The sequence below is a fragment of the Variovorax paradoxus genome (genome assembly GCF_040544635.1).
GTDB classification, from domain to species: Bacteria; Pseudomonadota; Gammaproteobacteria; order Burkholderiales; family Burkholderiaceae_C; genus Variovorax; species Variovorax paradoxus_R.
In genome coordinates this window covers 26481-40655 of the sequence record NZ_JBEPKJ010000017.1, presented here as the reverse complement: position 1 = coordinate 40655, position 14175 = coordinate 26481, and the positions used below count along the sequence as shown (strand labels likewise).

Here is a 14175-nt window from a genome sequence, read left to right as displayed (position 1 = left end):
AAATGTCGAACCGCCAATCCTTCGTAGAACAACCCGGCGCGGCGAGCAGCGCGCCGGCCGTGCGTCAGGCCTGCCGCAGCGGCTCGCTGGCCGCCCACACCAGCGGACTGGCCAGTGCTCATGTGCAGGGCAACCTGGTCATCCTGCCCAAGGCGCACGCCGCCGACTTCCTGCGCTTTTGCCAGGCCAACCCCAAGCCGTGTCCGTTGCTCGGCGTGTCGGAAGCCGGTGACCCGGCGTTGCCGGCGCTCGGCGAAGACATCGACATCCGCACCGACCTGCCGCGCTACCGCGTGTGGCGAAACGGCGAGCTGGTGGACGAGCCCACCGATGTTCGCGCCCTGTGGAGCGACGACATGGTGAGCTTCGTCATCGGCTGCTCCTTCACTTTCGAACACGCGCTGATGGCCGAGGGCATCGTGCTGCGCCACGTGGAGCAAGGCCGCAACGTGGCGATGTACCGCACCTCGGTGGCCACCGTGCCGGCCGGCCCTTTCCATGGCCCGATGGTGGTGTCGATGCGTCCGTTGCGCGCGGCCGATGCGATTCGCGCGGTGCAGATCACCTCGCGCTTTCCGGCCGTGCACGGCGCGCCGGTGCACATCGGCGATCCGGCGCTGATCGGCATCCGGTCGATTGCCGACCCGGACTACGGCGACGCGGTCGAGGTCATGCCCGACGAGCTGCCCGTGTTCTGGGCCTGCGGCGTCACGCCCCAGGCCGCGCTGGCCGCCGCCAGGCTGCCGTTCGCCATCACCCATGCGCCGGGCTCGATGCTCGTGACCGACCTGCTGCATCACCGCCTGGCCGCGTTCTAGCCGCCGCCTTCCGCACCATTCTTAAACCAGGAGACAAACCATGAAAACCACCCTCGATGCCGCGCAAGCGGGCGACGACGCGCAGGCCAAAGGCAGCTGGCTGCGCACACTCAACCCGAACGAGAAACGCACGCTCACCGCATCGTTCAGCGGCTATGCGGTCGATGCGTTCGACTACTACACGCTGCCGCTGGTCACGCCCATCCTGCTGTCGCTGTGGGGCATGAGCAAGACCGAAGTGGGGCTGATCGGCACCGCCACGCTGGTGGCTTCGGCCATCGGTGGTTGGGGTGCCGGCATCCTGGCCGACAGGTACGGCCGCGTGCGCATTTTGCAGCTCACCATCCTGGTGTTCGCGATCTTCACGTTTGCCTGCGGCCTGGCGCAAACGCCCGAGCAACTGCTGATCGCCCGCACGCTGCAGGGCCTGGGCTTCGGTGGCGAATGGGCCGTGGGCTCGGTGCTCATCGCAGAGATGATCCGACCCGCCTACCGGGGCAAGGCGGTGGGGCTGGTGCAAAGCAGCTGGGCTGTTGGATGGGGGGCGGCGGTGCTGGTGTCGATGGCGCTGTTTTCGTTCTTGCCGCCGGAGTATTCGTGGCGCGTGATGTTCATGCTCGGCCTGCTGCCGGCGGTGCTGATCGTGTTCATCCGCCGTTCGATTCGCGACCCGGAGATCTATGTGCAAAGCCGCGCTGCCGTGGAACGCGGCGAGCGCAGCGGTAACTTCCTTGCGATCTTCAAGCCCGGCATGCTGCGCACCACGGTGCTCGCGAGCCTGCTGTTCACGGGCATGCAGGGTGGCTACTACGCCATCGGCGTCTGGCTGCCCACCTTTTTGAAGAACGAACGCCATCTCACGGTGCTGGGCTCGGGTGGCTACCAGTTCATGTTCATCGTCGGGGCCTTCGTCGGCTACCTGTGCGGGGCCTATCTGTCTGACCGGCTTGGCCGCCGCCGCGCGTTCATCCTGTTTGCGATTGGAGCGGGCTCGCTGGTCTACGCCTACACGCTGCTGCCGATTACCGACGGCCTGATGCTGCTGCTCGGCTTTCCGCTCGGTTTCTTCATGTCGGGCATCTTCAGCGGCGCGGGCGCCTTTTTGTCGGAGCTTTTTCCCAATGAACTGCGCGGCTCCGGGCAGGGCTTTTGCTACAACTTCGGGCGCGGTATCGGTGCCACTTTTCCAGCGCTGGTCGGCGTGCTGAGCGACCGCATGCATTTTTCGCTGGGCACCTCCATCGGCGTATGTGCCGCGGTGGCTTACGCCATGGTGGTCGTGGTGGCCCTCTGTCTTCCAGAGACGCGCGGACGCGATCTGCGCCAGAACTGATCCGAACCTCTTTCTCTTTCTCTTTCTCGCGAAGACTCTTTTTTCATGACCACGCATTCCTTTCTCCCGTCCCGCTGGCAGTTCTGGATCGACCGCGGCGGCACATTCACCGACCTGGTCGGCCGCGACCCCGAGGGCGGCCTGCACACGCTCAAGCTGCTGTCCGAGAACCCCGAGCAATACAAGGATGCCGCCGTCGAAGGCATCCGCCGGCTGCTGAAGCTCAAGCCCGGCGAGGCCGTCACCCCGGAGCGCGTCGAGTGCGTGAAGATGGGCACCACGGTGGCTACCAATGCACTGCTGGAGCGCAAGGGCGAGCCCACGGTGCTGGTGACCACGGCGGGTTTTCGCGATGCGCTGCGCATCGCCACGCAGGCGCGGCCGCGGTTGTTCGATCGTCGCATCGTGCTGCCCGAACTGCTCTACCAGCGCGTGATCGAGGCGGACGAACGCATGGACGCACAGGGCGGTGTCGTGCAACTGCTGGACGAAGAAGCGCTATGCGCCGCACTGCAAGAGGCCTTCGATGCCGGGCTGCGCGCCTGCGCCATCGTCTTCATGCACGGCTGGCGCTATACCGCGCACGAGCTCGCGGCCGAGCGCATCGCGCGGGCCATCGGTTTCACGCAGGTATCGGTGTCGCACAAGACCAGCCCGCTCATGAAGCTGGTGCCGCGCGGCGACACCACGGTGGTCGATGCCTACCTGAGCCCGATCCTTCGGCGCTACGTGGAGCAGGTGTCGCGGCAGATGCCGGGCGTGCCGCTCTTCTTCATGCAGAGTTCGGGCGGGCTCACGCAGGCCGACCGCTTCCAGGGCAAGGACGCGATTCTTTCCGGCCCGGCGGGCGGCATTGTCGGCATGGTGCGCACCGCGCTCGACGCCGGCCATGCGCGCGTGATCGGTTTCGACATGGGCGGCACTTCCACGGACGTATCGCACTATGCCGGCGAGTTCGAGCGCTCCTTCGAAACCCAGGTAGCCGGCGTGCGCATGCGCGCGCCGATGATGAGCATTCACACGGTGGCAGCGGGCGGCGGCTCGGTCATCGCCTTCGACGGCGCGCGGCTGCGCGTAGGGCCGGAGTCGGCCGGCGCCAACCCCGGGCCAGCCAGCTACCGGCGCGGCGGACCGCTCACCACCACCGACGCGAACGTGCTGCTCGGCAAGATCCAGCCTTCGCACTTCCCGCATGTGTTCGGGTCCAGCGCCGATGAGCCGCTCGACCTGGCAGCGGCAAGGAGCGGCTTCGACGCGATGGCGCGCCGCATGTCGGAGGCCACGGGCCGCGCCGTGAGCGCGGAAGAGGTGGCGAGCGGCGCACTGCGCATCGCCGTGGCCAGCATGGCCAATGCCATCAAGCGCATTTCGGTGGCGCGCGGCTACGACGTCACGCAGTACACGCTGCAGTGCTTCGGCGGTGCCGGCGGGCAGCATGCGTGCCTGGTGGCCGATGCATTGGGCATGCGCAGCGTCTACCTGCATCCGCTGGCGGGCGTGCTCTCGGCCTTCGGCATGGGGCTGGCTGACCAGCTGGCCATGCGCGAGCTGGCACTGGAGCGCCAGCTCGATGCACAGGGGCTGGCAGCGGCGCGCGATGCGGCAGGCGCTCTGGCGGCCCAGGCGAAAGGAGAGCTGCGCGAGCAGGGCGTGGCGGATGCGGCCATTGCCGCGGTGCACCGCGTGCAGCTGCGCTACGAAGGTACCGACACCGCGCTGGCCTGCGCGCTGCCCATGGCGGGTTCGGCCGACGAAGCCATCGCCGCGATGCGCGAGGAGTTCGAAGCCGGCTATCGCCGCCGCTTCGCCTTCCTGATGGCGGAGCGGGCGCTGGTGATCGAGGCTGTGACGGTCGAAGCCGTGGGTGCCGGTGAGCGCGCCGCGCCGCTGGCCGCGCAGACTGACGTTGCCTCCCATGCACCCGAGCCGCTGGCCGCCGTGCGGATGTACTGCGAGGCCGACGAGAAAGCTGCCGGCTGGCGCGACGCCGCGCTGTTCGACGAGGCGGCCCTGAAGCCCGGCGCGGCCATCGACGGCCCCGCCATCCTCGCGGGCCGCAACGCCACCACGGTGATCGAGCCGGGCTGGCAGGCGTGCGCCACCGCCGCCGGCATCGAGCTGCACCGCGTGCGGCCGCGCGTGGCCACGCGGGCCATGGGCACCAGCGCCGACCCGGTGATGCTCGAGGTGTTCAACAACCTCTTCATGAACATTGCCGAGCAGATGGGCCTGCGGCTGCAGAACACGGCCTACTCGGTCAACATCAAGGAGCGGCTCGACTTTTCTTGCGCGCTGTTCGACGTGCAGGGCAGTCTGATCGCCAATGCGCCGCACATGCCGGTGCACCTGGGCTCGATGAGCGAATCGATCAAGACCGTGATCGACGGCAACCCGGGCATGAAACCCGGCGATGTCTTCGTGCTGAACGACCCGTACCACGGCGGCACCCACTTGCCCGACATCACGGTGGTCACGCCGGTGTACCTGGAGACGGGCGATGCGCGGCCTTCGTTCTATGTGGCTTCGCGCGGGCATCATGCCGACGTGGGTGGCATCACGCCGGGCTCGATGCCGCCGTTCTCGACCACCATCGGCGACGAGGGCGTGCTGATCGACAACTTCAAGCTGGTGGAGGGCGGCCGCCTGCGCGAGGCCGAACTGCGCGCCCTGCTGGGCGGCGGAGCCCATCCGTCGCGCAACATCGAGCAGAACCTGGCCGACCTGCACGCACAGATTGCCGCCAACGAGAAGGGCGTGCAGGAGCTGCAGGCCATGGTGGCGCAGTTCGGCCGCGAGACCGTGGCGGCCTACATGGGCCACGTGCAGGACAACGCCGAGGAGTCGGTGCGCCGCGTCATCACGGCGTTGAAGAACGGCGAGTTCACGCTGCCGCTGGACAATGGCGCGCAGGTTTGCGTGCGAGTGAAGGTCGATGCCGTCGCGCGCTCGGCCACGGTGGACTTCACCGGCACCAGCGCGCAACTGGCCAACAACTTCAACGCGCCGCGCGCCATCACCATGGCGGCCGTGCTGTACGTGTTCCGCACGCTGGTGGACGACGACATTCCGCTCAACGCGGGCTGCCTGAAGCCCATCGAGGTGATCGTGCCGGACGGCTGCATGTTGAATCCGCTGCCGCCGGCGGCGGTGGTGGCGGGCAACGTCGAAACATCGAGCTGCGTGACCAATGCGCTCTACGGTGCGCTCGACGTCATGGCCGCGAGCCAGTGCACCATGAACAACTTCACCTTCGGCGACGGCGAGCACCAGTACTACGAAACCATTTCGGGCGGCTCGGGCGCGGGCCCGGGTTTCGACGGCACGAGCGTGGTGCAGACCCACATGACCAACTCGCGGCTCACCGACCCCGAGGTGCTGGAGTTCCGCTACCCGGTGCGGCTCGACAGCTACCGCCTGCGCACCGGCTCAGGCGGGGCAGGGCGCTGGCGCGGCGGCGACGGCGGCGTGCGGCGCGTGCGCTTCCTGGCGCCGATGACGGCGTCGATCCTCAGCAACGGCCGACTCCACGGAGCGTTCGGCGGGGCGGGTGGCGAGGCCGGCGCGCTTGGTATCAACCGCGTCGAACGGGCCGATGGGACAGTCGAGACGCTTGACCACATCGGCCAAGTGGAGATGGCGCCAGGGGACGTTTTCGTGGTCGAGACGCCTGGCGGGGGCGGTTGGGGCGAAAGCGGTAGTTGATCGCAGGATCAATAGCAGCGTGCCCCAGTGCACAGGGCATCGGGTGCTCCCCGCAGCGAAATAAAGGAGGAGCCGAAGGCGGGGGACATTCGCGGAGGGGAGTACCCGGTGGCCTTTGCACGCGCCCTGAACAAGAGCGCCGAATACAACGACAGCCGAGCAGTTACATCCCCACGTAATTAGGTCCGCCGCCCCCTTCAGGCGTGACCCACACGATGTTCTGCGTCGGGTCCTTGATGTCGCAGGTCTTGCAGTGCACGCAGTTCTGCGCATTGATCTGCAGGCGCTCCTTGCCGGAGTTGGCTTCATCGGGCACGAACTCGTACACGCCGGCCGGGCAGTAGCGGCTTTCGGGGCCCGCGAACTTCGAGAGGTTGATGTTCACCGGCACCGACGCATCCTTGAGCGTCAGGTGGGCCGGCTGCTGCTCCTCGTGGTTGGTGTTGCTGATGAACACGCTCGAGAGCCGGTCGAAGGTGAGCTTGCCGTCCGGCTTCGGGTAGACGATGGGCTTGCACTCTGCCGCCGGCTTCAGATACAGGTGGTCGGGCTTGTTACGGTGCAGGGTCCAGGGGATGTTGCCCTTGAGCAGCCATTGCTCGATACCGTTCATGAAGGTGGCAATGCCCAGGCCCTTCTTGAACCAGGCCTTGAAGTTGCGCGCCTTCTTCAGCTCGGTGTAGAGCCAGCTCTTCTCGAACGCGGCCGGGTAGGCCGTGAGTTCGTCGTGCTGGCGGCCGGCCTGCACGGCGTCGAAGGCGGCTTCGGCGGCCAGCATGCCGGTCTTGATGGCCGCGTGGCTGCCCTTGATGCGGCTCACGTTGAGGTAGCCGGCCTCGCAGCCGACCAGCGCGCCGCCGGGAAACACCGTCTTGGGCAAAGACATCAGGCCGCCAGCCGTGATGGCGCGCGCGCCGTAGCCGATGCGCTTGGCGGGCTTGATGCCCTTGGCCTCGTCGCCTTCGAGATACCAGCGGATGTTGGGGTGCAGCTTCCAGCGCTGCATTTCCTCGAACGGGCTCAGGTAGGGGTTGCTGTAGTCCAGGCCCGTGATGAAGCCCAAGGTAACCTTGTTGTCCTCCATGTGATAGAGGAAAGCGCCGCCGTAGGTGTCGCTCTTCATCGGCCAGCCGGCGGTGTGCAGCACGAAGCCGGGCTGGTGGCGCTTGGGGTCGATTTCCCACACTTCCTTCACGCCCAGGCCGTAGGTCTGCGGGTCCTTGCCCTCGTCGAGCTTGAACCTGGCGATGAGCTGGCGGCCGAGGTGGCCGCGCGCGCCTTCGGCAAACACCGTGTATTTGCCCAGCAGCTCCATGCCCAGCTGGAAGTTCTCGGTGGGTTCGCCGTCCTTGCCCACGCCCAGGTTGCCGGTGGCCACGCCGCGTACCGAGCCGTTCTCGTTGTAGAGCACTTCGGCCGCCGGGAAGCCCGGGAAGATCTCCACGCCCAGGTTTTCGGCCTGCTGCGCCAGCCATTTGGTGAAGGCCCCCAGGCTGATGATGTAGTTGCCGTGGTTCTGGAAGCAGGCCGGCAGGAACATGCTGGGCGTGCGCAGGCCCGACTTTTCGCCCAGGAACACCATGGCGTCGTCCGTCACGGGCTGGTTCAGCGGTGCGCCCGACTCTTCCCAGTCGGGCAGCAGCTCGTTGAGGGCGCGCGGGTCCATGATGGCGCCCGAGAGGATGTGCGCGCCGGGCTCGGAGCCTTTTTCGAGCACCACGACCGAGATTTCCTTCTCATGCTGGGCGGCCAGCTGCTTGAGCCGGATGGCGGTCGAGAGGCCGGCCGGTCCGCCGCCGACGACGACCACGTCGTATTCCATGGATTCGCGGGGGCCGAACTGGGCGAGGATTTCGTCGTGGGTCATGTGGGGTCTCGTCGATAATGATTTGAGGCTCGGACGCTTCGGGGGCGCGAAACATTTTATGTGGAGTGCGGGGCGTCACCTCGGAGACTCGGCAACGATTCAACAGGACCCTCTTCCATGGCTTACAGCATCGATCTTTCGGGCCGCGTGGCCTTCGTCACCGGCGCTTCCAGCGGGCTGGGCGCGCAGTTTGCCAAGACACTGGCGCGCGCCGGCGCCGCGGTGGTGCTCGCGGGCCGCCGGGTCGAGAAATTGAAGGAGCTGCGGGCGCGCATCGAGGGCGAGGGCGGCGACGCCCATGTGGTCGAGCTCGACGTGACCGACATCGGCAGCATCAAGGCCGCCGTGGCGCGCGCCGAAACCGAGGTGGGCGCCATCGACATCCTGGTCAACAACTCGGGCGTCAGCACCACGCAGCGCCTTTCGGACGTGACGCCCGACGACTACGACTACATCTTCGACACCAATGTGAAGGGCTCCTTCTTCGTCGCGCAGGAAGTGGGCAAGCGCATGCTGGCGCGCGCCGATGGTTCGGCGCCGGGCACCTACATCGGCGGGCGCATCATCAACATCGCCTCGGTGGCGGCGCTCAAGGTGCTGCCGCAGATCGGCGCCTACTGCATGAGCAAGGCCGCGGTGGTGCAGATGACCAAGGCCATGGCGCTCGAGTGGGGCCGCTTCGGCATCAACGTGAACGCGCTGTGCCCCGGCTACATCGCGACCGAGCTCAACGAAGACCACTGGGCCTCCGAAGTCGGTGCCAAGCTGATGAACATGTTGCCGCGCAAGCGCGTGGGCAAGCCCGAAGACCTGGACGGCCTGATCGTGCTGCTGGCCAGCGGCCAGAGCCATTTCGTGAACGGCGCGGTCATTGCCGCCGACGACGGGTTCGCGCTCTGACTCCGCGGGCGTGGGTCGGCATTGCTGCCGGGTTGGGCGCGGGCGCGCTCTGGGGCCTGGTGTTCGTCGCGCCGCGCATGGTCGGCCACTTCGGCATGGTCGACATCACGGCCGCGCGCTTCGCGGTGTTCGGCGCCATCTCGGGGTTGGCAGTGTTCACGCGGCCCGCCGCGCTGCGCTGGCCCGACAAGCGGCAGGCGCTGGCGGCACTGGGGCTCAGCGTGCTGGGGTTCAGCGGCTACTACTTGCTGCTGGCTTTCGGCATCGAGGCGGCGGGCACCGAGGTGCCCAGCCTCATCATCGGCACCATTCCGGTCTGGATGATGCTGCTCGGCCGGCCCGCGGGGCTGCGCACGCGGGCGTTGTTGCCGGGCCTGGTGCTCACGGGCGCCGGCATTGCGCTCATGGTCTACGGCGCCTGGTCGGCGCAGCACGACACGGCCGGCGACGGCGCTCGCTTCGGCTGGGGCATTGCATTGGCGCTGTGCGCAATGGCGAGCTGGACGGTGTACGGCCTTCTCAACGCCGCGTGGTTGCAGCGCCATACCGAGCTCAACGCCACCGACTGGGCCAACTGGCTCGGCATTGCGACCGGCGTAGGTGCCTTGCTGCTGTGGGTGGTGGCCGGCAACGACGTCGCCACGCTTCGCGCGCAGCCTGACGGCATGCTCTTCATCTGGATCGCGTTGGCGGGCGGCTTCGGTTCTTCCTGGCTCGCCACCATTCTCTGGAACATTGCGAGCCAGCGCCTTTCGGCCAGCCTTTGCGGCCAGCTGATCGTGAGCGAGACCTTGTTCGCCTTGTTCTATTCCTTTCTTTGGGACGGCCGCTGGCCGCAGGCCACCGAGTTGGTGGCTGCGCTGTTGTTCGTTCTTGGCATCCTCGCATCCATCAAGGCTCACCGATGAGAATCGAAATCCCCGAAAAGAAAAAGTTCGTGTTCGAGATGTCGATTCCTATCCGCTGGGGCGACATGGACGCCATGGGGCACCTGAACAATGGCACCTACTTTCGCTACCTGGAAACCGCGCGCATCGACTGGATACGTTCGCTCGGCATCGAGCCCGGGCCGGGCGGCGAAGGCATGGTGATCGTCAATGCATTCTGCAATTTCTACCGCCAGATCGAATATCCCGGCGACGTGCTGCTGAAGATGTACGTGAGCGACCCGGCCCGCACCACTTTCGAGAGCTGGGCCACCATGGCGCGCGCCGAGGCGCCCGACGTGATCTGCGCCGCGGGCGGGGCGACCACGATCTGGGTCGACTTTCCGAAGCAGAAGGCGCTGCCCTTGCCCGACTGGCTGCGCGCGGTGGTGAGCGAGTAGGGCGCGATGAAGCGAAAGATGCCGGTGCCTGCCGGCTTTGCCGCCTTTACCGCATTCGCGCTGTTCACCGTCGCGAGCCATGCCCAGACAAAGGCCGAGAAGCACGCATGCCCGGCCAATGCGCCGTTCCTGAACGCCGATGCGGTGAAGAAAGCCGGTGTGGAGCTCCCGGTGTTCAAGCGCTACTGCTACACCGACAAGTCCGGCAGCTACGCGTTGGTGCTTTCCGAGAAGCAGGACTTGCCGTTCGCCGACGAGACGCTGTCCTCCGTCATCCAGGCCACGCTTTTCAGGGTGGGGGGCGACAACGTGCTGACGCGCCAATGGTCGATTCGCGACTTCGCCGGCAAAGAAGATGCCGGCATCAACTTCAGGTCGAAGCTCTTCGAGTTCGCCGATCTCGATGCGGACGGGCTGATCGAGCCCATCCTGGTCTACCGCTTCTTCGCCCCGGACGACAAGGACGGTTTCGACAGCGACGACTTTTCGGGCGGTATCAAGATCATCGCATTCCACCAGGGCCGGAAGGTGGTGGTACACGCCATCACCGGTATCCTGGACGGCCAGCGCAGCACAAGGGCCAACGCGGACTTCTTTGCCCTGCCCAAGCCCGTGCGCCAGCACCTGGTCAGGAAGATGGCCGCCATGTACAGCGCCGGCCAGTTCGGCTTCGACAACTCCAATGGCTTCATGCCGAAGAAGGCGCGGGCCCGCTAGGCCGGCTGCAGGACGATGCGGGCCTCGAAACCGCTGGCGGCGCCTGCCGGCGGCGATGCCAGTTCGAGCTTCGCGTTGTGCTTCTCGACAATGGTGCCCACGATCGACAGGCCCAGCCCGTAGCCCGCACGGTCGGAGCTGTGCCGCACATGGCGCTGCTGCAGCGTGGCGAGCTGCATCGGGCTCACGCCGGGGCCGGAGTCGCGCACCGCGAGCGTGCAGGGCGCCATCACCTCCACCACCACGCGGCCATTGCCGCTGTAGCGCAGGGCGTTCTCCACCAGGTTGCGCAGCGCGATTGCCAGCGCATCGACATCGCCGACGGCCACGGGGGCCGCGCTGTCGGGCAGCTTGAGCGCCAGCCGCTCGTCCATTTGCGGATCGTTCCAGAACTCCTGCACCACCGCGCCGGCGAGCTGGACCAGGTCGACCCGCGAACGCGCGAGCGATGCGCCCGACTCGGCCCGCGACAGCTGCAGCAGCTTTTCGGTGCGGTGGCTGAGCATCTGCAGCGCGTCGAGCGCGGCCTGCACATCGTTGCGCTGCAGATCGTGCTCGAGCGCGGTCTGCAGGCGCAGCCGTGCAGCGGCCAAGGGTGTTCGCAACTCGTGGGCCGCGTTGGCGGCGAGGGCGCGCTCGACATCGAGCGAATGCGACAGGCGCTCCAGAAGGCTGTTGACGTGGTCGCCCACCGAGCGCAGTTCCCGCGGCAGGCCGGGCAAGGTAATGGGCCGCAGGTCGGAGCCGCTGCGCTTCTCGATTTCGCCCGCAAGCTGCTGCAGCACGCGCAACTCGGTGCGTGCCACGTTGCGCAGCACCAGCGCCAGCAGCGGCAGCACGGCGCCGAGCGGAATGATCAGGCCGAAAAGCGTGCGGTTCAGCGCGGTGCGCCGCTCATCGAGCGGGTCGGCCACCTGGAAATAGAGTCCGCGCGTGGGATGCCGCACGGTATAGATGCGCCAGGTCTGGTTGTTTGCAAAGCCGGAGGCAAGCGGAACATCGAAGGCGCCGGTGGGCGCCTCGGCCGACCGCAGCAACACGTGCTCGTGGATGTCCACGACCTGGTATTTCACGGCGTCTTCCGAAAACAATTGCTTCGGCGCGATCATCGGCGTTTCCGCGGGAGTGCCCGCCTGCTGCAGTTTGTCGAGCTCCTGCACCGCCATGTCGAACATGCGGTGCGACACCTCGACCAGTTCGTTGTCGAAGTTGTGGTTGATCTCGCGGTCCACATACCAGACCACGGCCAGCACGCAAAGCATCCACACGCCGCCGACCCAGACAATCAAGGTGCGAGTCAGTCGGCCGGCCAGCGTGTCGCGGCCGTTTTTGGAAAGTCCCGCGTTCATTCGTCGTCGTCTGCCGAGGTCGACAGGCGATAGCCGAGGCCGCGCAGTGTCTGGATGTGGCTCTTGCCCAGCTTGCGCCGCAGCCGGCTGATGAACACCTCGAGCGTGTTGCTGTCGGCTTCGTCGCCGAAGCCGTAGAGTGCATCGGCAAGGTTCTCGCGGGTGTGAATGCGTTCGGGCCGCGTGGCCATCACGCGCAGCAGGGCCCATTCTTTCTGGGTCAGCACGACCGGGTTCCCGTCCTTGCGGACCCGGTCTTGCGCCAAATCTATTTCCAGCGTGCCCAGATGCAGCACCGGTGAACTGCCGGCGCTGCGCCTCCGCTCGACCGCGCGCAGCCGCGCCAGCAGCTCGGCCGGGTCGTAGGGCTTGATGAGGTAGTCGTCCGCGCCGGCATCGAGCCCGCGGATGCGGTCGGTTACCTGGTCGCGCGCGGTCAGCACGATGACGATGGGCGGCTCGCGCAGCGCGCGCACCTGCGGCAACAGCGAAAGGCCGTCGCCGTCGCCCAGGTGCAGGTCGAGCAGCACGGCGGCGTATTGCACCGAAAGCAGTGCGCCGCGCGCTTCGGCGAGGCTGGGCGCCACGTCGACCACGAACGCTTTCGCACGCAGGTAGCTGCAGACGGCGTCTGCCAACGCACTGTCATCTTCGACGAGCAATATGCGCACGCGAGGGTCATCTTTCAAAAAAACGAAGTCTAGCGCCGACCGTGGCGTGGCCGGGCGATGTCAGTTCCCGTTCAGGCCGCTTCAGGATCGGTTCAGGCCACGAACGTAGGCTGGAAGGGTTTCAAGGCTTGCTGGTTTCTCTGCTCATGACGCGTGTTCCGAATCTTCCGAATCCCTCGAATCTTCGCCTGGGAGGGCTGACCCTCCTTGCACTGGCCTTGCTGCTGGCATGGGACGCCACCGGCGGCGACATCGCGCTGGCGCGCCTCGCAGGAACGCCCATGGGATTTCCGTGGCGCGACAACGCTTTTCTTGTTCGCGTGATGCATGAAAGCGCGAAGAACCTGAGCTGGGTGTTCGTGATTGCGCTGTTCACCGGCATCCGCTGGCCGCTGGGCGTTCTGCGGCGGCTGCCCGTTCGCGCCCGCGCGCAATTGGCCTTTACGGTACTGCTCTCGGTCATCGCGATCAGCCTTCTCAAGCATGCGAGCCACACCAGCTGCCCGTGGGATCTGAAAGAATTCGGCGGCGCGGCAAACCACGTGTCGCACTGGGCGTGGAAGGTGTACGACGGCGGCCCGGGCGGATGTTTTCCGGCCGGCCACGCCTCCGCCGCCTTTGCCTACGCGGGCGGCTATTTCGTGCTGCGCCGGGTGTCGCCGCGCGCGGCAGCCATCTGGCTGGCGGTGTCGCTGGTCGCCGGCTTGCTGCTGGGCGTGTCGCAGCAACTGCGGGGCGCGCACTACATGAGCCACACGCTGTGGACGGCGTGGATCTGCTGGGTGGTCGGCTTCGCCATCGAACTGATTGCCGCGCCCCGCGTCTCCCGATTGTCCGCAGCCGAACCTGCCGTTTTGCATGCAGGCCCTTGATGTCGCCCTGTTCGAGCTGATGAATGCGGGCGCTGCGGCGCCGGCGTGGTGCATTCATTTCGCGCGCTTTGCCTCCGATGTGCTGCCGACCTTGCTGGCCGTCGCGATCATGGGCGGCGCAGCGCTCGACCGGCGCCTGCGCTATGCCTTCTTCACCGCGCTGGTCAGCGTGCTGGCGGTCTGGCTTCTCGTGAACCTGTTCCGCTCGGCCCTGCCGTTTCAGCGCCCCGCGTTCTACGGGCTGGGAATCCAGTGGGCCCCGCAGGGCGCGCGGCCGGGTTTTCCGAGCCTGCATGCCGCGGGCACTTTCGCTGCGGCGTTTGCCCTGTGGTGCCTGCCGTGGCGCGCGCCCATGCTCGCGGCGCTGGCGGTGGCTGCCGTGGTCGGATGGAGCCGCGTGTTCCTGGGCCTGCACTTTCCGCTCGACGTGATCGTCGGTGCGATGCTGGCCGCTCTGGTGTCGATCGTGGTGGAGCGCCGCGTCAGCCGGCCGCTGAACCTGGCGCTCAGGGCCTACATGCGGCCCAGGCTGAGAGCGAGACGAGCCCGAGCCTGAGCCTGAGCCTGAGCCTGAGCCTGAGCCTGAGTCCGATTCTGAACGTCGGCTGAACGCGCAATT

The 14175-nt window shown here is 66.9% G+C and carries 12 protein-coding genes; 9 read left to right on the top strand and 3 right to left on the bottom strand.

Going from position 1 to position 14175, the window contains the following annotated elements; all coding sequences use genetic code 11:
• Positions 1 to 2: 2 nt before the first annotated feature.
• From ABIC94_RS24495 to ABIC94_RS24485, 3 genes are read left to right on the top strand one after another with little or no spacing between them, the layout of a single operon-like run.
• Positions 3 to 818 (top strand): putative hydro-lyase, encoded by an 816-nt coding sequence (locus tag ABIC94_RS24495; RefSeq protein ID WP_354375594.1) that lies wholly within the window; start codon positions 3 to 5, stop codon positions 816 to 818.
• A 40-nt stretch (positions 819 to 858) separates the two neighbouring features.
• Positions 859 to 2151, top strand: a complete 1293-nt coding sequence (locus tag ABIC94_RS24490) for an MFS transporter (protein ID WP_354375593.1) — start codon at positions 859 to 861, stop codon at positions 2149 to 2151.
• Positions 2152 to 2196: 45 nt separating this feature from the next.
• Positions 2197 to 5853 carry a hydantoinase B/oxoprolinase family protein gene (locus tag ABIC94_RS24485; RefSeq protein ID WP_354375592.1) on the top strand — a complete coding sequence of 1219 codons (3657 nt, stop codon included), beginning with the start codon at positions 2197 to 2199 and terminating at the stop codon, positions 5851 to 5853.
• A gap of 163 nt (positions 5854 to 6016) precedes the next feature.
• On the opposite strand, the gene ABIC94_RS24480 is transcribed toward ABIC94_RS24485, so the two are convergent.
• On the bottom strand, positions 6017 to 7720 hold the full coding sequence (locus tag ABIC94_RS24480; protein WP_354375591.1) for an electron transfer flavoprotein-ubiquinone oxidoreductase: 1704 nt from the start codon (positions 7718 to 7720) through the stop codon (positions 6017 to 6019).
• A gap of 117 nt (positions 7721 to 7837) precedes the next feature.
• On the opposite strand from ABIC94_RS24480, the gene ABIC94_RS24475 reads away from it, so the two are divergent.
• Genes ABIC94_RS24475 through ABIC94_RS24460 form a run of 4 tightly spaced genes read left to right on the top strand, consistent with a single transcriptional unit; the run spans position 7838 to position 10664 of the window.
• The gene (locus ABIC94_RS24475; RefSeq protein ID WP_354375590.1) at positions 7838 to 8620 is read left to right on the top strand and encodes an SDR family oxidoreductase; all 783 of its coding nucleotides are present in this window, start codon (positions 7838 to 7840) and stop codon (positions 8618 to 8620) included.
• Positions 8621 to 8640: 20 nt separating this feature from the next.
• On the top strand, positions 8641 to 9528 hold the full coding sequence (locus ABIC94_RS24470) for a DMT family transporter (protein WP_354375687.1): 888 nt from the start codon (positions 8641 to 8643) through the stop codon (positions 9526 to 9528).
• Positions 9525 to 9947 carry an acyl-CoA thioesterase gene (locus tag ABIC94_RS24465; RefSeq protein WP_354375589.1) on the top strand — a complete coding sequence of 141 codons (423 nt, stop codon included), beginning with the start codon at positions 9525 to 9527 and terminating at the stop codon, positions 9945 to 9947. Before ABIC94_RS24470 ends, ABIC94_RS24465 begins: the two co-directional genes overlap by 4 nt.
• A 6-nt stretch (positions 9948 to 9953) precedes the next feature.
• Entirely contained in the window at positions 9954 to 10664 is a 711-nt protein-coding gene (locus ABIC94_RS24460) for a M949_RS01915 family surface polysaccharide biosynthesis protein (RefSeq protein WP_354375588.1), read from the top strand.
• Here the strand turns inward: ABIC94_RS24460 and ABIC94_RS24455 are convergent.
• Complete coding sequence (locus ABIC94_RS24455) at positions 10661 to 12013, bottom strand: sensor histidine kinase (protein ID WP_354375587.1); 1353 nt, start codon at positions 12011 to 12013, stop codon at positions 10661 to 10663. The genes ABIC94_RS24460 and ABIC94_RS24455 overlap by 4 nt on opposite strands.
• Positions 12010 to 12684, bottom strand: a complete 675-nt coding sequence (locus tag ABIC94_RS24450; RefSeq protein ID WP_354375586.1) for a response regulator transcription factor — start codon at positions 12682 to 12684, stop codon at positions 12010 to 12012. The genes ABIC94_RS24455 and ABIC94_RS24450 overlap by 4 nt, the downstream gene beginning before the upstream one ends.
• A 146-nt stretch (positions 12685 to 12830) precedes the next feature.
• Here ABIC94_RS24450 and ABIC94_RS24445 point away from each other — a divergent pair, with 146 nt between their 5' ends.
• A complete protein-coding gene (locus ABIC94_RS24445; protein WP_354375585.1) occupies positions 12831 to 13556 on the top strand; it encodes a phosphatase PAP2 family protein in 726 nt (241 codons plus the stop codon).
• Positions 13543 to 14112 (top strand): phosphatase PAP2 family protein, encoded by a 570-nt coding sequence (locus tag ABIC94_RS24440; protein WP_354375584.1) that lies wholly within the window; start codon positions 13543 to 13545, stop codon positions 14110 to 14112. Before ABIC94_RS24445 ends, ABIC94_RS24440 begins: the two co-directional genes overlap by 14 nt.
• Positions 14113 to 14175: the final 63 nt, after the last annotated feature.